General features: G+C 45.4%; 18 protein-coding genes. 15 read left to right on the top strand and 3 right to left on the bottom strand.

Annotated features, from left to right (window positions below; all coding sequences use genetic code 11):
- Positions 1 to 81 precede the first annotated feature (81 nt).
- The 7 genes from xdhA (at position 82) to ACX5KA_RS10810 (ending at position 8319) form a co-directional block, all read left to right on the top strand.
- Complete coding sequence (gene xdhA / locus ACX5KA_RS10840) at positions 82 to 1527, top strand: xanthine dehydrogenase small subunit (RefSeq protein ID WP_458731125.1); 1446 nt, start codon at positions 82 to 84, stop codon at positions 1525 to 1527.
- Entirely contained in the window at positions 1520 to 3886 is a 2367-nt protein-coding gene (gene xdhB / locus ACX5KA_RS10835) for a xanthine dehydrogenase molybdopterin binding subunit (protein WP_458731124.1), read from the top strand. Before xdhA ends, xdhB begins: the two co-directional genes overlap by 8 nt.
- A complete protein-coding gene (gene xdhC, locus ACX5KA_RS10830) occupies positions 3883 to 4782 on the top strand; it encodes a xanthine dehydrogenase accessory protein XdhC (RefSeq protein ID WP_458731123.1) in 900 nt (299 codons plus the stop codon). Before xdhB ends, xdhC begins: the two co-directional genes overlap by 4 nt.
- The gene (gene uraD / locus ACX5KA_RS10825) at positions 4772 to 5275 is read left to right on the top strand and encodes a 2-oxo-4-hydroxy-4-carboxy-5-ureidoimidazoline decarboxylase (protein WP_342339441.1); all 504 of its coding nucleotides are present in this window, start codon (positions 4772 to 4774) and stop codon (positions 5273 to 5275) included. The genes xdhC and uraD overlap by 11 nt, the downstream gene beginning before the upstream one ends.
- A gap of 81 nt (positions 5276 to 5356) precedes the next feature.
- On the top strand, positions 5357 to 5683 hold the full coding sequence (gene uraH, locus ACX5KA_RS10820; RefSeq protein WP_342339440.1) for a hydroxyisourate hydrolase: 327 nt from the start codon (positions 5357 to 5359) through the stop codon (positions 5681 to 5683).
- Between the two features lie 5 nt (positions 5684 to 5688).
- Complete coding sequence (gene guaD, locus ACX5KA_RS10815) at positions 5689 to 6981, top strand: guanine deaminase (RefSeq protein ID WP_342339439.1); 1293 nt, start codon at positions 5689 to 5691, stop codon at positions 6979 to 6981.
- 48 nt (positions 6982 to 7029) lie between these two features.
- Complete coding sequence (locus tag ACX5KA_RS10810; protein ID WP_458731122.1) at positions 7030 to 8319, top strand: urate hydroxylase PuuD; 1290 nt, start codon at positions 7030 to 7032, stop codon at positions 8317 to 8319.
- Between the two features lie 45 nt (positions 8320 to 8364).
- Here the strand turns inward: ACX5KA_RS10810 and ACX5KA_RS10805 are convergent, their stop codons facing one another.
- Complete coding sequence (locus tag ACX5KA_RS10805; RefSeq protein WP_458731121.1) at positions 8365 to 9672, bottom strand: diguanylate cyclase; 1308 nt, start codon at positions 9670 to 9672, stop codon at positions 8365 to 8367.
- Between the two features lie 297 nt (positions 9673 to 9969).
- Here ACX5KA_RS10805 and ACX5KA_RS10800 point away from each other — a divergent pair, with 297 nt between their 5' ends.
- Positions 9970 to 10245 (top strand): putative quinol monooxygenase, encoded by a 276-nt coding sequence (locus ACX5KA_RS10800; RefSeq protein ID WP_458731120.1) that lies wholly within the window; start codon positions 9970 to 9972, stop codon positions 10243 to 10245.
- A gap of 85 nt (positions 10246 to 10330) precedes the next feature.
- Here ACX5KA_RS10800 and ACX5KA_RS10795 read toward each other — a convergent pair whose 3' ends face one another.
- Positions 10331 to 10690 (bottom strand): winged helix-turn-helix transcriptional regulator, encoded by a 360-nt coding sequence (locus ACX5KA_RS10795; protein WP_039216197.1) that lies wholly within the window; start codon positions 10688 to 10690, stop codon positions 10331 to 10333.
- A gap of 232 nt (positions 10691 to 10922) precedes the next feature.
- Between ACX5KA_RS10795 and ACX5KA_RS10790 the strand changes: the two genes are divergently transcribed.
- Complete coding sequence (locus ACX5KA_RS10790; protein ID WP_458731119.1) at positions 10923 to 11414, top strand: (2Fe-2S)-binding protein; 492 nt, start codon at positions 10923 to 10925, stop codon at positions 11412 to 11414.
- The gene (locus ACX5KA_RS10785; protein ID WP_458731118.1) at positions 11411 to 13708 is read left to right on the top strand and encodes a xanthine dehydrogenase family protein molybdopterin-binding subunit; all 2298 of its coding nucleotides are present in this window, start codon (positions 11411 to 11413) and stop codon (positions 13706 to 13708) included. Before ACX5KA_RS10790 ends, ACX5KA_RS10785 begins: the two co-directional genes overlap by 4 nt.
- A 109-nt stretch (positions 13709 to 13817) precedes the next feature.
- Here the strand turns inward: ACX5KA_RS10785 and ACX5KA_RS10780 are convergent, their stop codons facing one another.
- Positions 13818 to 14312: an acyloxyacyl hydrolase gene (locus tag ACX5KA_RS10780; protein WP_458731117.1), complete on the bottom strand. Its 495-nt coding sequence runs from the start codon at positions 14310 to 14312 to the stop codon at positions 13818 to 13820.
- A 231-nt stretch (positions 14313 to 14543) separates the two neighbouring features.
- Between ACX5KA_RS10780 and ACX5KA_RS10775 the strand changes: the two genes are divergently transcribed.
- The 5 genes from ACX5KA_RS10775 (at position 14544) to ACX5KA_RS10755 (ending at position 22883) form a co-directional block, all read left to right on the top strand.
- Positions 14544 to 15182, top strand: a complete 639-nt coding sequence (locus ACX5KA_RS10775) for an NAD(P)H-dependent oxidoreductase (protein WP_052235368.1) — start codon at positions 14544 to 14546, stop codon at positions 15180 to 15182.
- Position 15183: 1 nt separating this feature from the next.
- Positions 15184 to 17148: a monovalent cation:proton antiporter-2 (CPA2) family protein gene (locus tag ACX5KA_RS10770; protein ID WP_458731116.1), complete on the top strand. Its 1965-nt coding sequence runs from the start codon at positions 15184 to 15186 to the stop codon at positions 17146 to 17148.
- 239 nt (positions 17149 to 17387) lie between these two features.
- Positions 17388 to 18521, top strand: coding sequence for an efflux RND transporter periplasmic adaptor subunit (locus ACX5KA_RS10765; RefSeq protein ID WP_458731115.1), 1134 nt, complete (start codon positions 17388 to 17390; stop codon positions 18519 to 18521).
- 3 nt (positions 18522 to 18524) lie between these two features.
- Entirely contained in the window at positions 18525 to 21572 is a 3048-nt protein-coding gene (locus ACX5KA_RS10760) for an efflux RND transporter permease subunit (protein WP_458731114.1), read from the top strand.
- A 243-nt stretch (positions 21573 to 21815) separates the two neighbouring features.
- Positions 21816 to 22883, top strand: coding sequence for an MBL fold metallo-hydrolase (locus ACX5KA_RS10755; RefSeq protein WP_084081741.1), 1068 nt, complete (start codon positions 21816 to 21818; stop codon positions 22881 to 22883).
- Positions 22884 to 23165: the final 282 nt, after the last annotated feature.

The raw sequence follows: 23165 nt of genomic DNA, 5'->3' as shown, positions 1-23165 counted from the left end.
TTGACCAAATGGTCTACTTTTATTGAAAAAATACAGCTATATTAATGAATACAAGAATGAATATAACAAGAAGGTGTGAGTATGATTCGCTTTCTAATAAATAACGATGTCGTTGAATTAAATGAAGCGCGGGCCGACCTCACCCTTCTACAATTTATTCGCGAGCATCGCAAAAAAACAGGTACTAAAGAAGGCTGTGCAGCAGGAGACTGTGGCGCATGTACCGTTGTACTTGTGGAGCCAGCATCTTCAAATAGCTCGGCAGAACTTAATTACCGAACAGTGAATAGCTGTATAACGTTAATGAGTGCTGTTCATGGGAAGCAGCTTTTATTTGTTGAGCATTTAAACGATGGTAAACACTTACACCCCGTACAGCAGGCGTTAGTTGATCACCACGGTTCTCAGTGTGGCTTTTGCACGCCTGGGTTTATCATGTCGATGTTTGCCTTATATCACAGCAATACAAAACCAAATCGCGACGATGTGCTACACGCCTTATCAGGCAACTTGTGTCGCTGTACAGGCTATCGCCCTATTATTGATGCAACACTGGCGGTGTGCGAACAAACACCTGATGATCAGTTCACGGCGCGCCAAGATACAACTCTTGCCACGTTATTATCGCTATCTAGTGAGAAGCCATCGGGTACAGGCAATATATTTACGCCTACATCGCGGGAAGAGTTGAAAGCACTGATTCAGGCACACCCTGACGCACAACTGGTTGCGGGCAGTACCGATTTAAGTTTGCAGTTCACTCAACAGTTAAAAGATGTGCAAACGCTTATCAGCGTTTCGCATATTGATGCACTAAAACAATGCACCAAAAACGAGCATTCTCTTATTATTGGTGCAGCAGTTCCGCTCAACGATGCGGCGCCACTTTTACTAAACGCATTTCCACAAGTCGCAGAACTGGTAACGCGCTTTGCGTCCCTGCCTATTCGCAATCAAGCAACGATTGGCGGAAACGTGGCTAACGCTTCGCCTATTGGTGACATGCCCCCGTTATTACTCGCATTGAATGCCATACTGCATTTAGATAACGGCGATAGTATTCGTACGATCCCAATCACCCAATTTTTTAAGGGCTATCGCGAAACCATGTTGGCGAAAGATGAATGGATAAGCGCGATAGAAATCCCGTTTTCAAACCCTAATCAGTCACTTTCCGCTTATAAAATTTCTAAGCGATTTGAAGATGATATATCGGCCGTATGCGCGGTATTTAATGTCACACTCGTCAACGGTAAGGTTGAAGCTATTACCAGCGGCTTTGGTGGTGTAGCTGCCGTTCCGTCAACCTGTGAAGCGTTGGAGAACGTTTTAAAAGGTAAGCAATTCGCTAGCAAAGAATGTTTAACGTTAGGTAAACAAGTTTTGGTCGATGCATTTTCACCTATTGACGATGTGCGCGCTACCGCTGAATACCGCAAAACCGTTTTAGCCAACCTATGGCATCGCTTCTGGTTAGAGAACCAAACAGTCAACCAAATTGAAACACGGGTGGTGCAGCATGCGTAAGTTAATTGATGCTCCTAATCCTTTAGAAAAGAGCGACAAACTAGGCGTTGTTCACGTATCTAGAAAGCATGAGAGCGCAACACGCCAAGTACAAGGTTGCGCAAATTACGTTGACGATGTCACTGAACCTCAGGGTACACTTTACTCAGCAGTAGGTGTAAGCGAATGTGCAAGTGGTACGATTGAGTCAATTAATCTTGACGCTGTTCGCCAAAGCGAGGGCGTTGTGGATGTCGTTACGATTGATGACGTACCCGGCCATAAAGATATTGGCCCTGTATTCGAAGGCGACCCGCTACTCGCCGATGGCGAAATCAAATTCTTTGGCCAGCCTGTATTTGCAGTGCTTGCCACTTCGGTAAACCTAGCCCGACAAGCGGCGCTAAAAGGGAAAGTAGAGGTGAGTGAAACCAAACCTATACTTTCCGCAGAAGCTGCCCACCAGCAGAAAACGTTCGTGCGTCCCCTACACCGGTTTGGCCAGCATGCTGACCGCGTTGAAAGTACATTTAAAAATGCTCAACACCAAGCACATGGTACGCTAAGTATTGGTGGCCAAGAGCACATGTACCTTGAAGGGCAAGTGAGCCTTGCGATCCCTGATGAAGAAGATCGCATGAAAATCTACACCTCTAGTCAGCATCCCAGTGAAGTGCAAAAACTCGTTGCCGAAGTACTCGATGTAAAATTGCACCGTGTAATGGTAGACATGCGACGTATGGGCGGCGGCTTTGGCGGAAAAGAAACGCAAGCCGCGCAATGGGCCTGTATAGCGGCTCTACTGGCATCGCGCAATCAATGTGCGGTTAAGCTTCGCTTACCACGCTTCACCGATATGCATGTTACTGGCAAACGTCACCCGTTCGAAAACGAGTTCGACGTGGCCTTTGACGAGACAGGTAAAATTGAAGCCACCCGCATGACAATCAATGGTATTTGTGGGCACTCGCCTGATTTATCTGACGCCATTGTCGATAGAGCCATGTTCCATGCGGACAACGGTTATTTCTTAGGTGATAGCGACATTGTTGGCCACAGATTGCAAACCAATATGGTATCGCACACCGCTTATCGAGGTTTTGGCGGACCGCAAGGTATGATTATGGCTGAAGCCATGATTGATAAAATTGCCCGTGCTATTGGCAGCGACCCCCTATCGGTAAGAAAACGTAATTTATACGGCCCAACAACAGGTAGTTTTACCCCCTACGGAATGAAGGTAGAACATAACCTTCTGCCCGATATGATTGCAGAGCTTGAAGAAACCGCTCAGTATTGGCAGCGCCGTGAAGCTATTGCAGCGTTTAACCGCGAAAGCCCGGTGATTAAGAAAGGTCTAGCGCTAACGCCTGTTAAGTTTGGCATTTCATTTACCGCGAAGCATTTAAACCAAGCTGGCGCTTTAGTGCACATTTATACTGATGGTAGTATTCAGGTGAACCATGGTGGTACTGAAATGGGCCAAGGGCTTCACACCAAAATAGGCCAAATTGCAGCCAATGAATTTGGACTAGATTTGGATATGATTGAAGTCACTGCAACACGCACTGACAAAGTACCTAACACTTCACCAACAGCAGCTTCAAGCGGCACTGACTTAAACGGAAAAGCCGTACAAAATGCATGTATTACGCTAAAAGCCCGTTTGGCCGAGTGCTTTGCCAAAAGCTTAGGTCTAGAGGACCGCGCTGGCGACGTGCTATTCATTAATGAGCACGTGGTATTGGATGAGCACAAAATTACCTTTACCGAGCTTGTGCAGAAAGCGTATTTTGCTCGTGTATCTTTGTCTTCAAGCGGTTTCTACAAAACCCCAAAATTACAGTATAACCGCGACACCGGTGAAGGCCGTCCGTTTTTCTATTTTGCCTACGGCGTTTCGATGAGCGAAGTGTCGGTGGATACGCTGACCGGTGAATACACGGTAGATAAAGTGAACGTAATCCACGATGTGGGCAACAGTCTTAACCCTGCCATTGATATTGGCCAAATAGAAGGCGCGTTTATTCAAGGTATGGGTTGGCTTACCACCGAAGATCTTAAATGGAATGAAGCGGGTAAGCTGATAAGTGAAAATATGGCGACTTATAAAATTCCTGCAATAGGTGATACGCCCAAGGAATTTAATGTGAAGCTGTTCGGTAGAAAGAATGCTGAAGATAGCATTTACCACTCAAAAGCCGTTGGAGAGCCACCATTCATGCTAGCTATTTCAGTGTGGTGCGCCCTAAAGGATGCCATTTCTAGCCTTTCTGGCTACACAGTCGACCCTCAATTAGACACGCCAGCTACACCAGAGCGCGTGTTGAAAGCGGTAGCTGCGATACAGCAGTCGGACTGCCGAGGCGGTGCGATATGACACGTTCGGATCCAAACTCATTTCGCGCCCCCCAATCATTTCGCGCTACGAACTGGCATGAGGCAATAGCTGAATGCCAAGCGCGCAATGAAGGCTATGTGCTTGTGACTGTGGTTGGCACTGCTGGCTCTACACCTCGTGAGCCGGGCAGCAAAATGGTAGTTACTGCCTCACAAAGCGTTGATACCATCGGCGGCGGACACCTTGAGTTTGATGCTATTGCCCGCGCCCGTGGATTTCTTGCTAAAGGCGAAGTACATACCGAAGTTCACAGCTACCCGTTAAGCAGTTCTTTAGGACAGTGTTGTGGCGGTGCGGTAAAGGTGCTGTTTGACGTGTGTAACGTTCATCAGCAGCACATTGCCATCTTTGGCGCAGGTCATGTTGCAAAAGCACTGGTGCCTATTTTGGCTCAATTACCCGTACGAATTTCGTGGATAGACAGTCGCGATGATTTGTTTCCATCATCACTCCCAGCCAACGTGCAAAAAGTGGTGGAAGAAGCGCCAGAGAGCGAGGTTAGACACCTAGATGAGGACAGTTGGCTAATTATACTTACCCACGACCATCAATTGGACTATCGCATTACAGAGCAGGCATTAAAACAGCCTTCCCTACCCTTCATTGGGTTAATAGGTTCAGAAACAAAGGCAAAGCGCTTTGTTACCAAGCTGACTCAGCGCGGGTTTGACGAAAACGCGCTGGCAAGGCTATTTACGCCTATAGGTAATCGAGATATTCCAGGCAAGCAACCTATTGAAGTTGCCGTTTCTATATCTGCGCAGATTATTGAACGTCTTCATGCAAAAGAAGTAATGGCAGGCAACAGTAACAAAGACAGTGAGAAGCCGATTAAAGCGTTTCTCAGAGAAAAGGACACTATCAGTGACACTTAATGAACTAAATACGCTTAGCGCTGAAGAGGCGTCTGCTTGGTTTGAACAATGCTGCGCGGCGAAAACCTGGATTTACCAAATGGTAGAAGCACGCCCGTATAGCGACAAAGATACACTTGTTATTCAAGCAAAGAACGCGTGGGCTAAGTGCAGTAATGACGACTACCTCGAAGCTTTTACGGCACACCCAATGATTGGCGACGTTGATTCGTTGCGCAAAAAGTTTGCAAATACCAAAGCCATTGCTGCGGGTGAGCAGTCGGGTACAGCCAGCGCGTCCGAAGCTGTTTTACATCAGTTAAAAGAAGCCAACCACGCTTATTTAGACAAGCACGGATTTATTTTTATTATCTGCGCCACCGGGCTTTCTGCGCAAGCCATGCTAGAAGCATTACAAGCGAGACTGCCAAATACAACGCAGCAAGAAGCCTCAAATGCAGCTGCAGAGCAAATAAAGATAACCCTTTTACGTATTAATAAAGCACTAGATTAGTGCTCTGCGTTATAGAAAAGCCAAAACGCTTACGCTATATGCAGCAGTAATACGAATTGAAAATTATTTAAGGATTACAGTATGAATACCCTTTCAAGCCACGTACTTGACACCACTTTGGGTAAACCAGCACAAGGCATTGCCCTTACCCTCACGCTACCGAACGGAAGTACTCTTTCCGGTGAAACAGACAGTGATGGTCGCTTTAAAAACTGGGGCGTTGAAGACGGTTTTGCCGCGGGAGTTTATACCCTGCGCTTTCACTGCAAGCCTTACCTTGTAGAAACGCATGGCAAAAGTTTCTACCCACACATTGATATTACATTTGAACTTGATGAGAATGGCGGCCATTATCATGTGCCACTTCTTATCTCGCCATTCGGTTTCAGCAGCTACAGGGGCAGCTAACAAACATGCAGCTTTTTCGTGCAAGCATTGCGCACTTTCCTAAACAAACCACACAGTTCGATAATGACATCGCTATTTTTAAAGACGGTGGTTTGTTGTTAGATAACAAAGAAATAAAAGACATTGGCTCGTTTAACGACATTGCTGAACGTTACCCTACCGCCAATGTAACAGACTTGACGGGTAAGTGGATTTTACCCGGATTGATTGACAGCCACTTACACTATCCGCAAACACAGAGCATCGCGCATTATGGAGAGCAACTGCTTAGCTGGCTTGAAAACTATACGTTTCCCACAGAAATGCAGTTTGCTGATAGTGAGCACGCCAACAACATTGCAAAAGTATTTTTAAATCAGCTACTTAAAAATGGTACAACCACAGGTTTTGTTTTTACTACGGTTCATAAAAGCAGTAGCGAAGCGTTATTTAGCGCAGCAAGCGAAATTGATATGGCGATTGTGGCGGGCAAAGTATGTATGGACAGGAATTGCCCTAGCGCACTCAATGACTGCCCGGCTGCAGCACAGGCTGACAGTGCAGCATTAATTGAAACTTGGCACAACAAAGGCCGTAACCGCTACGCGCTAACCCCTCGTTTTGCGCCTACTAGTACAGAAGCACAACTTGCTGCATTAGGTGAACTTGCCACGCAGTATCCCGACGTTTTCATTCAAACACATTTGTCTGAAAATTTAGACGAAATCGCTTGGGTAAAAAGTTTATTCCCTAACGCTGACGGCTACTTAGATGTCTACGACACTTATAACCTTGTGCGAGAACGCGCGGTGTTTGGTCATGGTATTCACCTTACGCCTAATGAGTGGGCTCGACTTGGAGAAAGCGGCGCTACCGTCGCGTTTTGCCCTACGTCCAACTTGTTTTTAGGCAGTGGCCTTTTTGATATGACCGCAGCGCGTGCTAACAAGGTACATGTCGCTATGGCTACAGATGTTGGTGCCGGCACCACGTTCAATATGTTTAAGACGTATGGCGATGCTTATAAGGTCAGTCAGTTGCGCAACGAGCCAATCAGCCCATTAGAAGGGTTTTACCTCATGACCCAAGGGGCGGCCGTTGCCCATGCGCTTGACCACGAAATTGGCAATTTAAACCCAGGCTCTACAGCTGACTTCATCGTTGTTGAGCCAAGGTTTGACGAATTAACACAGTTGAGAATAAAAGAAGATGCCGACTTCGACGATGTGTTTTTCGCTTTGAGTATTTTAGGTGACGACCGCGCTATCGAACAAACGTGGATCAGCGGCGCCTGTCGCTATCGTAAAGAACATAATTGATAACAAGCTGCTGTGGGGCCTTTAGGGCCCTAAATAAGGAGAACAATAATGCCGTGGCTAGATTGGATAAGTTTATTTGTACGTTGGTTTCACGTTGTGGCCGGTGTTGCGTGGATTGGCGCGTCGTTTTACTTTATTTGGTTAGACAACAACTTGCGAACCCCGCCTAAATGGAAACAGGACAAAGGTATTAAAGGCGATCTGTGGGCTATTCACGGCGGGGGGTTCTATGAAGTTGCCAAATACGCTTATGGTCCCGAAAAAATGCCCGAAACCCTGCACTGGTTTAAGTGGGAAGCGTACACAACTTGGCTGTCAGGATTCGCCTTATTAATCATTGTTTATTACTTTGGCGCTAGCGCTTATCTTATCGACCCTTCGGTTAACGCCATGACGCCCGCAATGGCAATATCTCTAGGGCTTGGGTTAATTTTTGGTGGGCTAGCTGTTTATGAGTTTGCTTGTCGTAGCCCATTGGCAAAATACCCTCTCGCTTTCGGTATTGGGTTAGTTGCTCTTGTTTGTATTGTTAGCTATCTGTCTACCCAATGGTTTAGCGGTCGCGGCGCTTATATTCATGTAGGCGCGCTTATCGGTACTATCATGGCGGGAAATGTCTTTTTCAATATTATGCCAAACCAGCGCAAAATGGTGGCGGCGGTGGCTGAAAAGAAAGCGATCGACCCAGCATGGGGCGCAAGCGCAAAACTGCGTTCTGTGCACAATAACTATTTCACACTGCCCTTGCTGTTTATCATGATTTCAAATCACTACCCCATGACATACCAGCACCCGCAAAATTGGCTTGTACTTATCGCCATTATGGCTGCTGCGGCTTGGATACGCCATTTCTTCAACTTACGTCATGTGGGTACCACTAAGCCAAGTATTTTAGTATCGGGCGCCGTTGCCATGCTTGCCATCGCGCTGTGGGTATCTTGGCCGCAAGCCTCGTCAATGCAACCGTTGAGTCATGATGATACGCTGGCTTCTACATCCATGAACTCGGAGTCAGCGAAGCAATCTGCACCAAGTGCCCCCTTAACATCTTCTAACGGTATGGAAAAAGAAAAAGCGTCAATAATTAGTAATGAACGCGTCGCTGGCTTGGTTACCACTCACTGTGTAAGCTGCCACTCGCGCACGCCCACCGACGATATATTTAAAGTAGCCCCCATGGGCGTAGTATTAGATTCATGGGAAGATATTGAAAGGTTTGCGCCTCAAGTGGTTCGAAGAACCACAGTGACAAAAGACATGCCATTTTTAAACAAAACAAAAATGACAGAAGAAGAAAGGCAAGTTATATCTCGCTGGTTTGCCCAGAAAAGTCAATAACATTTACTTGTGTGTGTAGCTCGGTGATGCGCCAAAGCAACCGCGCTACACTGCATTAGTTCTTATATTATTTACTGCTTTGTTCTGAACCGTCGATGATTGAACTTGCCCTTGTTGCTTTTTTTCGTACATTACCTCATCAGCTCGGTCTAACCACTCTTGCACAGAATTGATCCCCTCATTCCACTGCACCCAGCCAACGCTGAAGTCGATAGAGACAAGGTTACTACCATCGACTTCAACTTCAAATTTTTCGCGCTGAATTCTGTCAAAAAAAGCAGCCGTTTCGTTTTCATCTGTACCGTAAAGCATAATTACAAACTCATCGCCACCGATACGGCCAAACCTATCGCTTTCACGTAAAAGTCCGCTCATGCTGTTGGAAAACTCGACCAATGCTTTATCACCTATTTTGTGGCCATATTTGTCGTTAATTTCTTTAAATTTGTTTAGGTCAATATAGACAAGAGTAGAAGTTTGTTGACCTCTACCCATGCGAGAGATTTCATCATTTAACTGGCTAAAGATTTCTCTTCTATTGGCGAGCCCGGTAAGCGAGTCGGTTTTCGACAAATGCTCTAACTTAGTAACCGCACTCATTAGAGCTTGCTGCTGTGTTTTCTCTTTTGTAATATCGTCTGCTGTACCTAAGATAAGAGAATGCATTTCACGGTCATCATAAATCAAGCTTCCACGGTCATGCAGGTATTTCACCTCACCTTTTGCATCATAAATACGATATTGGATGTCCCAATTTTTCAAAGGGCGCTGACTGAACTGTTTTAGTACCCGCGCTTTATCATCTTCATGGACATGGTCAATAAAACCAATGGGGTTACAGTAAAGTTCATATTCATTGCGACCAAAAATTTTTTCATATCCGTTATTCACATATTTCAGCTGCGATAAATCAGGCGTCGCTACCCAAATGAAGGTTCTGTCAGAGAATGCACTAACAATTTTACTGAACAGTGCATCGACTTGAAATAACTCCGCTTGAATACGCTTTTTCTCGTCAATATCCTCTACAACCGAAATAAAGTAGTCTGGATTGCCCCGTCCGTCCCTGACAAGTGAAACCGTAAGCTTAGCCCAAACCTCCTCGCCATCACTTCTAAGGTAGCGCTTTTCTATTGAGTAGTCGTCAATGTCACCTTTCAACAGACGCGCCAGATGGTCGAGGTCTTCATCCAAGTAATCTGGCGCTGTTAATTCTTGAAACGTGAGTTTTGTAAGCTTTTCATTTGAGTACCCTAAAAAATCACACAGGCGTTTATTAACGCGAATGAAGCTGCCATCCATACTGACGTGAGCAAGCCCCACTGGACAAAAGTGAAAGGTTTTTTCAAACATTGGGCACTGCCCCGCTAAATGATTGCATTCCGTCGCCTCAACAAAGTGGTGCTTAACCCACAACAAGCTCAATATATACTTTAGTATGGTAAGTATAGATTGAATTTATTTATTAGCTAATGAATATAGCTAAGAAAAAGGCTTAGAGAATGTTTATCAAGGCTATTATGAAAACGGGTAAATCCATAAAAGAAGGCAGCGTGCCTCTTATCTGATAAAAAGGGCAAATTGGCGCTTACAGCTAACACAAGAATTCTAATTTACTTATGTTGAGCGCTTTAGTATTGGGAGTCCAATGTGATCGAATTTTCAGTCATTATCTTTTCTAAGCCTCATCATCAAAACGAGCTGTCAGAAGCGCTAACGCCTTTGGTCAAAGCTAGCCGCGCAGAACAAGGCGCCGTAATGTACGACCTGCATTCATGCGAAGAGGGTGTTTTTGTCATTACTGAGAAATGGGAATCTCAAGAAGCGCTTGATGCCCACGAAATGACAGCGCATTTTAGAGCCTTTCAGGAGAAAGCGGGGGCACTTGTCGAGAAAGTGCTTAAGTTACCCCTTTTACAAGTTTAGAACGGTAGTTATAAGCGGTAGTGTTGAAAAACGGTGAATTATAACGCTCACCGTTTTCATTATTATGCATTTTTTATATACGAAACTAATCGTCTGTGTGCTTTTCAGACCAAACTCTTAGCTGTTCAAGAATATCTAACGCTGAGCGCCCGAAATCGGTGAGACTGTAAGCAACAGCAATCGGGCGAGAGTCGATAACATTACGAATGACCATACCGTTGTTTTCCAGTTCTTTCAGGCGCTGGTCGACCATTTTCCGACTTGCGCCACCTAGCATTCTGCACAAATCATTAAACCTGACAGGTTCATCTTTTAAGTGATAAATAATAGAACCCGTCCATTTTCCACCTATCAAACGCATACCACGTTCAATAGCACACGGCTCTGTACACGTATTTAAAACGGTTTTTCTACCCTTAGCGTCTGTTTTTATCTCTGTTTTCATTGATGTCCTTCGAAAAAGCACCTAGTAACCAAAAGTAAACTAATTGCTTAGTTGAACAAGGTAACTAAAATATACCACATAAACCATTTAGGCTAACAGCCGTATACCTGTAGTCAATTAGTCTACTTTATAAGTTAAAGGTTCACAAAAGACCAGGCAAACCAGACCGTTCAAACCAAGTCTTTACCTTGGTGAGAGCTATTTAGACTCTAACTTCACGGTGATGATTACCATGATTGAATTTACGTTAAATGGAAAAAAAGTGCAGACGGATGCTGCCTCAGATACTCCCCTCGTGTGGGTAATTCGCGATGAATTTGGGCTTAAAGGTACCAAGTTCGGGTGCGGTGTAGCCATGTGCGGTGTATGTACTGTTCATCTTGACGGCAATGCCATCCGTTCTTGCTCTTATCCTGTTTCTCTCGTAAATGGTAAACAGGTTAATACAATAGAAAGTCTTAACAACGAGCACCCTTTGCAATCGGCATGGGTGGAGGAGCAGGTTCCCCAGTGCGGATACTGTCAGTCTGGTCAAATAATGCAGGCTGCCACACTTCTTGACAGTAACCCTAACCCAAGCGATCAAGATATTGTTAATCACATGAATGGTAATTATTGTCGCTGTATGGCTTACACTAGAATTAAAAAAGCGATAAAGCGCGCTGCGACTTCTACCGTACAGCATTACGATCCCAAGGCTTCATCAGAAGGTGAAAACGCATGAGCATAAAAGATCTATCCAAAGAGAGAAAAGACACCATTAATCTGTCTCGTCGCTCATTTATGGCTGGTTCTGTGAAAACGTCACTTTTCATGGCGTTTGGTGCTTCAGCAATTCCATCCATACTGTCTGCTAAAGAAGCCATTGAAAATAAGTCGTTTTCACCTAGCGTCTGGTTTGAAATGGATACACAAGGCCGTGTAACAGTGAATATTGCCAAGGCTGAAATGGGACAGCATGTAGGTACTGCTCTAGCGCGTATTTTGGCAGATGAACTGGAGTGCGAGTGGGACAAAGTGTCAATCGTACACGTAGATACCGACCCGAAATGGGGGTATATGGTAACAGGTGGCTCATGGTCTGTTTTCCAAACTTACAAACCTATGTCGCAAGCAGGTGCAGCTGGACGCCAAGTGCTTCTTAACGCTGGCGCTACACTGTTAGGCGAACCAGTATCTAACTGTAAGGCTAACGCGGGTTTTGTTGTATCAGGCACTAAGAAAGTGAGCTACGGCGACATTGTTGCTAAGGGCAATATTGATAAGGTTTATTCGGCCGACGAATTAGAAAGCCTACCGATTAAACCCGGGAACAAAAAACACCTCATTGGTTTGGGTAACGAGTATAAAGCTCTGGATATTCCACCTAAAACCAACGGCACCGCAATTTACGGTATTGATGTTGAAGTAGACAACATGCTGTATGCCCGCCCTATTCTTCCGCCCACGCGCTATGGCAGTAAAGTCACTAAGGTAGACGACAGTCAAGCGAAGTCGCTCCCTGGGTATAAAGGTTATAAGGTACTGAGTGATCCATCGGGTACGATAGAAGGCTGGGTTGCTGTACTGGCTTCTGATTACCCAACCGCAATTAAGGCCATCGATAAAGTAAAGGTTAGCTACAACGCTGGCAAAACGGTGAACGTTAATGAAGCTGACATTCAAAAAGAGGGCGAGCGAATTTGCCGCGACCGAAGTGAAGGCACATTATTTGTCGATGAAGGAAATATCCAAAATGCCGCAAAGCAGGCAGCTGAATCAATAGAAGCGCTATATACCACAGCGACCGCTAGCCACTTTCAACTAGAGCCGCTAAACGCGATCGCTGAATTTAAAGAAGGTAAATGGCATATACATACGGGTAACCAGTGGCAAGGTCTTACCCTACCTGCCGTTGCTAAAGCGGCAGAAGTTCCTGATTCCGACGTCGTTATTCACCAATATTATCTTGGTGGAGGCTTTGGCCGCCGTTTGTTTGGTGACTGGATAATTCCAGCAGTGCTTACCGCGAAAGCGGCCGGGCAGCCGGTTAAAATGCTGTTCATGCGCCCTGACGATACAATGTTCGACCAACCTCGCTCTGCGTCAACTTCGTTGTTTAATGCCTATTTCGACGACTCGGGTAATTTCACTGGTATGGAACACGCTTTGGCGGCAGGCTGGCCCACGCTGGCAATGGCACCTAGCTTTATGCCTGACGGGGTAGATGGAAAAGGAAAAGTTGACCCGTTTTCAGCTTCAGGGGCAGACCATTGGTACACCATGCAGCACCATCAAGCCCGAGTGATCAACAACAAACTTGCGCAGGATACCTTCACACCGGGGTGGCTTCGCTCAGTGGGTCAAGGTTGGATAGTTTGGGGATTAGAAAGCTTTATCGATGAAGTAGCATACAAAGCTAACCAAAATCCCGTGGACTTTAGGTTGTCCATGCTTGACGGCAAAGGTAAGCAAGCGGGCAAAGCGCCTGAAAGCGTTGGTGGTGCCACTCGTCTTGCCCACACCCTTAAAAAGCTTAAGGACAAAACTGCTAACGTTGAACTAGGTGAGAACGAAGGTATTGGGTTTAGCGTAACCGCAGGCCAAGAACGGACTATGCCAGCATGGCTTGCTACCGCAGCACATGTTCACGTAGATAAAAACAGCGGAAAAATCACGCTTAAAAAATTATGGGTGGTAGCAGACGCAGGAATTATCGTTCACCCCGATGGCGCAATGGCGCAAATGGAAGGCGCGTTGCTCTGGGGAACTAGCCTTGCGCTATTTGAACACAACGAGATTAAAAACGGTTATGTGGCAAAGAAAAACCTAACCACATACCAACCGCTGAGAATGAATGACGTACCTGATATGGACATTGAGTATATTGAAAGTAATGAGTTTCCAGTGGGATTGGGTGAGCCGGGGGTTATTGGCGTGGCACCAGCCGTAGGTAATGCTGTTTATAATGCTGTTGGCGTTAGATTGCGCAATTTACCGATGCTATCTAGCGACGTAAAAAAAGCACTTAACGCTTAAAACGTTAAACCGGAAAGCAGAAGAAAAAATAAAAACAACCCGCATTTTGACGGGTTGTTTTTTATTTGAAAGATGCGCGTTCTGAACACTTAGCAGATATAACAAATTACTAGAAAAGATACTGAGCGCTTAAAACAAATGACTCTGACCCCGGGTTTGTATCCCCTAGCCCTCCGTTAGAGATATGGCCGATTTCAGCTTCTATCGAAAATGAATCTGTGAGCTTGTATAGGCCGGCGAGTGATGAATAAAACTCTATTGTATAACCTAAGTTTTCAGACTCATCAACGATGCCCGCATGAAAAGCAACACGTACGGAAAAGTCGTTGTACTCGTAGATGTCTTTTGCCACACCGGCTGCGAAATAATGTTGGCCCTGGTCTGCATTGACTAAAAGTACGGTAGGCCGTAATCCGAAAAATGACTCAAGCGGTTTGTGTATGTAGGCCACGTGCAATGCGTAACGATCTGCGTCATCAAACAGATTCCAAACGGCAGCCCCCGCTTTGAGCTCACTACCTTGAGGCAGAGCATAGGTAGAGAGCGACACAAAAGAAGAAAGTACCGATAATGCAAGTACGAGTGTTTTTAGTGATGTTTTCATGGTTATATAGTTCTAAGCAAAGTTAAAAAATAGTGTTCCGTCATAGCAATAATCCGTCTTCAAGTTCATAATGGTAATTAGGTTACTTTTTTCAACCTGTTATACATTGGTAACCATATAACTTTGAAGAAATATAAATTCTGATTTGCTCTAAGTGTTTATGTTGCTTTATACAGTAGAGTGGCAAGGATAATTTTTAGAGACACGGGCAGTAAAGATTAAAAGAGAAGTATGACCAACCTAGACGCCATAGAAGACACAAAACGAAGTAAGAAAGTACTGGTCCTTTTTGCTCACCCTGCGCAGACTCGATCAGAGGTGAACGTGCCGCTTTTTCATGAAGCTCAACTAAATAAACATGTGACTGCCGTTGATCTGTATGCAGAATATCCTGATTTTAATATTGATATTGAGCGAGAGCAGCAGCGTTTAATTGATCATGATGTCATTGTTTTTCTGTTTCCGCTGTATTGGTACTCCACACCTTCCATTTTGAAAGAATGGCAAGATTTAGTGTTGGAATATGGATTCGCCTACGGCCATGAAGGTACTGCACTTAAAGATAAATTGTTTCTTTGTGCATTAAGTGCGGGTGGCAAGGAGGAAGCCTATCAAACTAACGGCTTCAATCACTACACCATCAGGCAACTGCTTCAGCCTTTAGAACAAATGGCTCAAATTACCCATATGACCTACATTGCTCCGTTTGCAATATTTGGCTCGCGTACTGCCCAAGAAGAGCATCGAGTAATTCAACACAAAGAGAAGTGGGTAACTTTGCTGAACAAGCTAACCACCAACACTCTCAATTTAGAAAAAGCAAAAAACATCGAGAACCTCGCAGACCTTTGTACGGCGCAAGGGGATTAATGTGACTGGCTACTTCTTATATGCATTTATCTATCTGGTCGCAGCAGTAATTGCAGTGCCCATTGCGAAGCGCCTTGGCTTAGGATCTGTACTCGGCTATTTAATTGCTGGGCTTGTCATAGGCCCAATATTCGGCTTGGTTGGTGACGAAACTGTTGCCATACAGCATTTTGCCGAATTCGGTGTGGTCATGATGTTGTTTTTGGTTGGCTTAGAGCTAGAACCGCGCTCATTGTGGGCAATGAAGGCTAAACTTATGGGATTAGGCGGCCTGCAGTTAGCGTTAACCACCGCCCTTATCACCGGCGTAGCCCTATTGCTTGATCAGCCTTTTAGCATTGCCCTTACCATAGGCCTTATTTTCGCGCTTTCTTCAACCGCCATTGTTTTACAAACACTACAAGAAAAAGGGCTGCAAAAAACAGAGGGTGGCAAAAGCGCTTTTTCTGTTTTGCTATTTCAAGATATCGCTGTAATTCCTATGCTAGCGTTTATCCCCCTCCTTGCCATACCAGAACTGGTCGAAGCAGGAAATGCACATGGCGTCGATACAGGGTCACACGATAGCTTTAATTTAGTTGACGGGCTTGCCCCTTGGGCTTCAGGTCTTGTGATCATTAGCTCAATTGCCTTTTTAACCATTGGAGGACACTACTTAAGTCGCCCCTTATTTAAGTTTGTTGCTGCGTCGGGTTTACGGGAAATTTTTACCGCCACAGCGCTCATGCTCATTATAGGAATTGCAGCACTAATGGGACTTGTAGGTCTGTCTCCCGCCCTTGGTGCATTCTTGGCCGGTGTAGTTTTGGCAAACAGTGAATTCAGGCATGAACTTGAAGCTAATATCGAGCCGTTTAAAGGCTTATTGTTAGGCCTCTTTTTCATAACGGTAGGCGCAGGCATTAACTTTTCCGTACTTAGTGAGAGCCCGATGCTAATAGCAGGGCTAACCGTAGCTGTTATGCTTGTGAAAGCCATTGTGCTGTTTATCATCGCCTTAATTTTTAAAATAAAAGGCACTAACAAATGGCTATTCACATTAAGCCTTGCTCAGGCGGGTGAATTTGGCTTTGTGCTATTAAGTTTTGCCTCGCAAAACTATGTGCTTCCCAGCGACATTATTTCTGTTCTCTCGCTTGTTGTTGCCATTTCAATGTTCCTAACACCAGGACTTTTTATTCTTTTCGACAAGGCCATCATTCCTCGCTACAAAAACGCGAAATCACAGCGAGCTGAAGATGAAATTGACGAGAAAGGCACCGTCGTTATTGCTGGAATTGGGCGCTTTGGACAAATCATTAACCGTCTTTTAGTGGCCAACGATGTAAATACCGTTGTGCTTGATATTCGCTCTGAGCAAATAGACCTTATCAGACGGATTGGCACCAAAGCCTATTTTGGCGATGCATCTAAACCAGACATTTTGCATACTGCTGGCGCCCATGAAGCATCGCTATTAGTTATTGCTATAGACGATAAAGAAACCGCTGCCGAAATGGTGAAATACGCCAAGCACGCATTTCCTAACATTAAAGTGCTTGCGCGTGCCTTTGACCGCGGCCATGGGTATCGCTTGCGCCAGTTGGGCGCAGATTTTGTGGTGTCTGAAACGTACCACAGCGCTCTTGAAATGGGCGCAGAGGCACTTCGCTCACTCAATATTCACCCTTTCCAAGTTGAACGGCAAAAAATGGCGTATAAAAATATTGAGGCTCAGCAAAACGATGTGCTGTATCACGCGTGGGCGGATGAGGCCAGCGGAGAACGAGTAGACAATAATTATCTGAAACTCTTTATTGAACTTGAGTCGCTAATCGAAAATGCGCTAAAAGCAGATTTACACGACAAGCATTCGAAAATGCGTGGCTGGACTCCGCCGCCTAAAGGCTATACTGAAAGCCTTGCGCCCGATGAAAACCTGATTAGGGTGAATTGCGAACTAGCCGGCGGTATTTCGAGAAGGTAATTGTCTGATAGTGACCGGACACACACGAATATTTATGGGTGGTAGCATACTATCGCCTTGTAAAAATAAACAAAAAGCTGATCGAAAAGGGAAAAAAAGCGCTATAACCTGTATGTATATCAAACTTGTCGTATATTGGCTTTTTATCTTTCACGTTCAGAAGTTAACACGCGCCTTGTACAAGATAACCCATTGCCTTAGTGGGAATAAAAAGTGGTCTATTTAAATGGAGAGTTACCATGTTGTCTGAAAAAAGTCTCTTTCACAGCTTAGCCCTGCGCACTGTGATGGTATTTACTGCACTTGCTGGATTAAGTGCGTGTGAAGAAGCCCCCACGCCTCCCAAAGCAGTCTCATCAACACCGGTAACGCTTTATAAAGTGCAGCACTCAGACGAAACCATCGCCAAATTCCCGGGGCAAGTGGAAGCGGCTGAGTATTCAAACCTTTCGTTTCGCATTGGCGGCAAACTCCAAGAACTCAAAGTAAAAGCGGGCGAGGAAGTTAAAGAGAACCAGCTTATCGCTAGACTTGATGATAGAGACGCGAAAGCACAGTTAGCCACCGCCCAATCTCAGTTTGACGTGTCATCGGCTATGTTTGAACGTATGGAGGCTTCCGTTGAAAAAGGCGCGGTAAGCCGCTCTACTTTTGATGAAGCGAAAGCCAATTTTTTAGCCGCTAAAGCCAGTCTGACCAACGCACAGGACCAGCTAAGCTATACGGAGCTTCGCGCACCGTTTGCGGGGCTTATTGCGTCTGTTCCTGTTGAAAATTACCAAGTCATTGTACCGCAGCAGACCATTGCCGAGCTTCATATGCCAGGCGCTATCGACGTAACGTTTCAGCTACCTGAGCAAAAAATGCGTATGATTGATCGTTCTCGGGCCCGCGAAAATCGTACATCGGAAATGGCGTGGGTCACTTTTTCTGGCATGCCAGAAAAACGCTACGCTGCCATGTACAAAGACCACGAAAGCACCACGCGACAAGGCGAGCTTAGCTATGAGGTAACAATTACTCTGCCAGAACCAGACGACATCAATGTTCTAGCGGGCATGAGCGCCACCGTATTACTTGATATGTCGAAACTCATTGAGTCTAACGCAAAGCTTTGGCTAGTACCTTTTGGTGCGGTGGTTACCGACAATGCAAATCCAGACAAAGCGATTGTATGGCGTTTTAAACCCAGTGATAACGACGCGACGAGGGGCACCGTAGAAGCAGTAGAAGTGATGATTACGCGCGGTATTTCCAACGGTCTGTTAGTTGAAGGCCCGCTAAACGACGATGATAAAATCGTTGCTGCAGGTGCTCATCTAGTAAAAGAAGGCCAAGTGGTTACTGAGTGGACGAAAGAAGGAGGCCTTTAAATTATGGTCGAGTATTTCTTTCGTCAAAAAGTAATAAGCTGGATGGTTGCCATCATTTTAGGTGTTGGCGGCATTGTGACTTTTCTTGGCTTAGGTCAGCTAGAGTTTCCCGAATTCACCATTAGAAATGCTCTGGTTATTACTCAATACCCAGGGGCAACGCCTGAGCAAGTTGAGGAAGAAGTGACGCTGCAGCTTGAAAAGGCGATTCAGCGTATACCCAACGTAAAACGAATCAGCTCAGTAAACATGGTTGGGCTATCGCAAATTACTGTTGAGCTTAAAAGTAGTGTCCAGGCCAAGGACCTAGAGCAATCCTGGGACAACTTGCGCCGTAAAGTGGGCGATGCACAAGCATCACTGCCACCTGGCACCAGCACCTCGATTGTGAATGATGACTTTGGTGACGTTTTTGGCCTGCTGCTTACCCTTAAAAGCGAAGACTACTCCCTTAAGCAAATGGAAGACTTTGCAGATTTAATGCAGCGAGAGATTCAGCTTGTTGATGGTGTAAAAAAGGTGTCTATTGCCGGTACCGTTAATGAACAGATTATTGTGTCGTTAGATCACGATAAAATGAAAACCCTAAACGTTTCTGCAGAATCCATTGCTGGCCTTTTAACCGCGCAAAATGTAGTGGGCAACGCGGGTTCGATTAAGGTTCAGGGCAAGCGCCTGTCCATACAGCCCACTGGCGAATTTGATAACCTAGAGGCGTTAGGTCAGGTGGTAATTGGCTCACCTGCAAGCGGCCTTATTCGCTTAACAGATATCGCGACTATTGAGCGCAAGCTTAACGATACCCCTTCAATTCTTTATCACAGTTCTGGCACGCCGGCCCTGTCAATTGGTGTGTCGTTCGCATCGGCAGTAAATGTAGTTGATGTAGGTAAACGGCTTGATAGCAAAATTGCCGAGCTAGAGCAGCGTATGCCCCTTGGCATGAGCCTCAACACCGTTTACAACCAGCCTACCGTGGTCGACGATTCTGTTACCGGATTCTTGATTAACCTTGCTGAAGCCGTGGCCATCGTTATTTTCGTGCTGCTGCTTTTCATGGGCTGGCGTAGTGGCGTGCTGATGGGGCTCATTCTTGTGCTTACCATTCTTGGCACCTTTATATTGATGTCGGTAAAAGGCATTGAGTTGCAAAAAATCTCCTTGGGTGCGCTTATTATTGCTCTTGGCATGTTGGTCGACAACGCCATCGTGGTAACCGAAGGCATGTTGATTGGTGTGAGAAAAGGGCAAACCAAGCTTCAGGCAGCAAAAGACGTGGTGTCGCAAAACGGTTTACCGCTGCTCGGCGCGACTGTGATTGCCATCACCGCTTTTGCGCCAATTGGTCTATCGCCAGATGCCACAGGTGAATTCGTCGGCTCGCTGTTTTGGGTACTGTGCTTTTCGCTTTTCTTAAGTTGGATCACCGCGCTTACCATAACGCCTTTCTTCTTCGACTTGTTATTTAAAACTGAAAAAGAACGCGGCAACAGTGATGAAGACGACGACCCATACAAAGGCATTATTTTCACCGTATACAAGCGTGTACTTACTGCTGCCATCAATCATCGCTACGTGACAATTGTACTAGTACTTGTTGCATTAGTAGGCAGTATGGCGTCAGGGAAATTCGTAAAAAATGCGTTTTTCCCAGATTCATCCACTCCACTGTTTTTCGTCGATTTGTGGCTGCCCGAAGGAAGCGACATCTTAACCACCGAGCGTTCTATTCGCCGCTTAGAAAGCAATGTGTTAAGCATGGAAGATATCGCCAACGTTACAAGCGTGATAGGCGGTGGTGCACAACGCCTTACCCTCACCTATGCGCCAGAAGACAGATACGCCAGTTATGGCCAGCTTATTGTTGAAACTAACACGGTTGAGTCTCGTGATGCTCGTATGCGCGAAATTATCGAGCTGGTGCGAGAAGACTTCCCTAATGTGCAATACAAGGTAAAAGCACTTCAAGTAGGCCCTTCTGCAAAAGCGGCAATTGAAGCAAGAATCTACGGGCCAGAGCCTGATGTTTTGCGTGAGATAAGCAGCGACATTGAAGCCATATTTCAAGCAGAGAAAACCATGGACAGCGTGCGACTGTCGTGGAGCAACAAAGTCCCATTTATTGAACCTGTGTTTCTGGAAGAACAAGCCAGACGTATCGGTGTAACGCGAGATGCTGTTCACACTGCGTTTTTACTTAACAATGAAGGTGAAACTGTTGGCCTTTATCGAGAAGGCAGCGATTTAATTCCTATCGTAATGCGCAACGATCCAAACCAGCGCTACGACATTGATAATCTTGCCTCACTCAACGTATGGAGCCAAGAGCAAGGTAAATACATAAGCATGGCTGACGTTGTTAGCAATGTGGATGTATCGCTGGATAACCCTATCATCAAACGCCGTAACCGGGTGCGCATGCTGGCGGTTTATGCTGAGCCCATGCCTTTGTCAGGCGAGACGGCAGCGAGCGTGCAAGCGAAAGTTCGTCCTCTTGTAGAAGAACTTAAACTGCCAGATGGCTATCGCATTGAATGGGGCGGCGAATACGAAACCTCAACCGACGCGCAAAGTGCCCTCTTCGCCAGCATGCCTATTGGTATATTGGGAATGTTCATTATCACCGTATTGTTGTTTGGCAAGCTTCGCCAAGCGTTAGCCATATGGGGCATAATACCGCTTACTACCATCGGCATTATTGGTGGCTTGGTATTAGTTGGTGCACCTTTTACTTTTATGGCGCTGCTGGGCAGCTTAAGTCTTATCGGTATGGTGCTTAAAAACGGTATTGTATTGATGGAAGAAATAAACGTACAGGCAAAGGGTAACAGTGGCGCATTCGATGCCGTAGTAGCCGCGTCAGTATCTCGTGTACGTCCCGTTTCAATGGCTGCCATCACCACCATACTGGGTATGATCCCGCTGTTTTCTGACGCGTTCTTCGCATCAATGGCAGTCGTCATTGTATTTGGCCTGACCGTCGCCACCGTGCTTACACTACTCATATTGCCTGTGCTGCACTGTACGTTCCACGGTATAAAGTCAGAATAAAAAGTACGCGCAACAATTTTGATTAGTTGTGCGCTAGTTCGTGTAGGTAGCGCAAAAACGGGGCGGACCTAATATTGTTAACAGCCAGCATGAGGAGAGTCTACTCATGCTGGCTACATAACATCGCTTAACTGCAATCTAACCTTCCCAACAAAAACTACACCCACCAGTTTACTTTTAACTTAATTAGTTTATTATGAGTAAACTACACTGTGCAGTATACTTTTTATTTAAGGTGAGAGCATGCCCGTTTTTAATCGCACACGCTTTCTTGTTGGAGTTTTATTTATGACATCTTTCTGTGGTTCTTCAAACACCCTTGCTGGAAGCGCGTCGAAACCTGAAAAATTCACTAATACTTCTATTGAATATAAAACGACATGGCGAGACATATGGAAAGTCACCAAAGCGTATTTTCGTGACAATAGAGATGCTGCAACGCCAACGTTTGACATACCCGTGTCGGCACTTACACCACAAATGCTTGACGCAGTTGCAGAAGACAGCGTGATAAAGCTGGGCCACTCTACTACCCTATTGAAACTTGCCGAGCGTTATATATTGATCGATCCGGTCTTTAGTGAGCGTGCTTCCCCCGTCCAATGGATGGGACCCAAGCGTTTCCACCAAGCGCCAATTTCACTGGAAGACTTGCCTAAATTAGATGCCGTTATCATAAGTCACGACCATTACGACCATTTAGATAAGGGCAGTATTGAAATACTAAAAAATAAGGTCGACGTGTTTATTACACCGCTAAAAGTAGGCAATCATTTACGTGACTGGGGTGTGGATGCAAATAAAGTTATTGAGCTAAATTGGTGGCAAAGTACAAAAGTGAGCGACATCGAAGTAGTAGCCACACCGTCTCAGCATTTCTCAGGGCGGGGTTTATTTGATAGAGACGAAACCCTTTGGGCAAGTTGGGTTATCAAATCTGCAAATACCAACATCTTTTACAGCGGTGACTCGGGCTATTTTGACGGATTTAAAGCCATTGGTGAAAAGTACGGTCCGTTTGATTTATCTATGATTGAAACCGGCGCGTACAACGAGCTATGGTCTGACATTCACATGCTGCCTGAAGAGAGCTTGCAAGCCCATATTGATATTCAAGCTAGTGTCATGATGCCCGTGCACAACAGTACCTTTGATTTAGCACTACATAATTGGAATGAGCCTTTAATAAAAATCACAGACCTTGCTGGTGCTAAGGGTGTTCCCACCAGCATTCCTATCTTTGGTGAAGTTGTTCCAGTTAAGGGTGCAGGCGAAGCCCCAAATAAAACCTGGTGGTTAGATAACAGATAAAGCGTAAAGGTAATATAAAGACTTCATTACCACTCGCTTAACTTTATGTTTTGCTATACATTTGTGATTATATTGTGTAAGTGGCACTCACATATTCTGTAGGCTACATTTATAATACGTTGCGCTTCCGTCGAATAGCGGTGAGAAGAGGAACGCTACGAAGCTTAAATGTCACTTAATTATTCAAATGGTTACATGTTATTGCTAATAACCGTTTGAGCAAACCTAAATTTCTCAGTTAAAGGAGATAACTGCTAGGGTCTGTTGATCTTTGCTGTACAT

The sequence above is a fragment of the Alteromonas alvinellae genome (assembly GCF_902705805.1).
The sequence above is the reverse complement of the archived record's forward strand: the minus strand, read 5'-3'. Positions and strand labels throughout refer to the sequence as shown.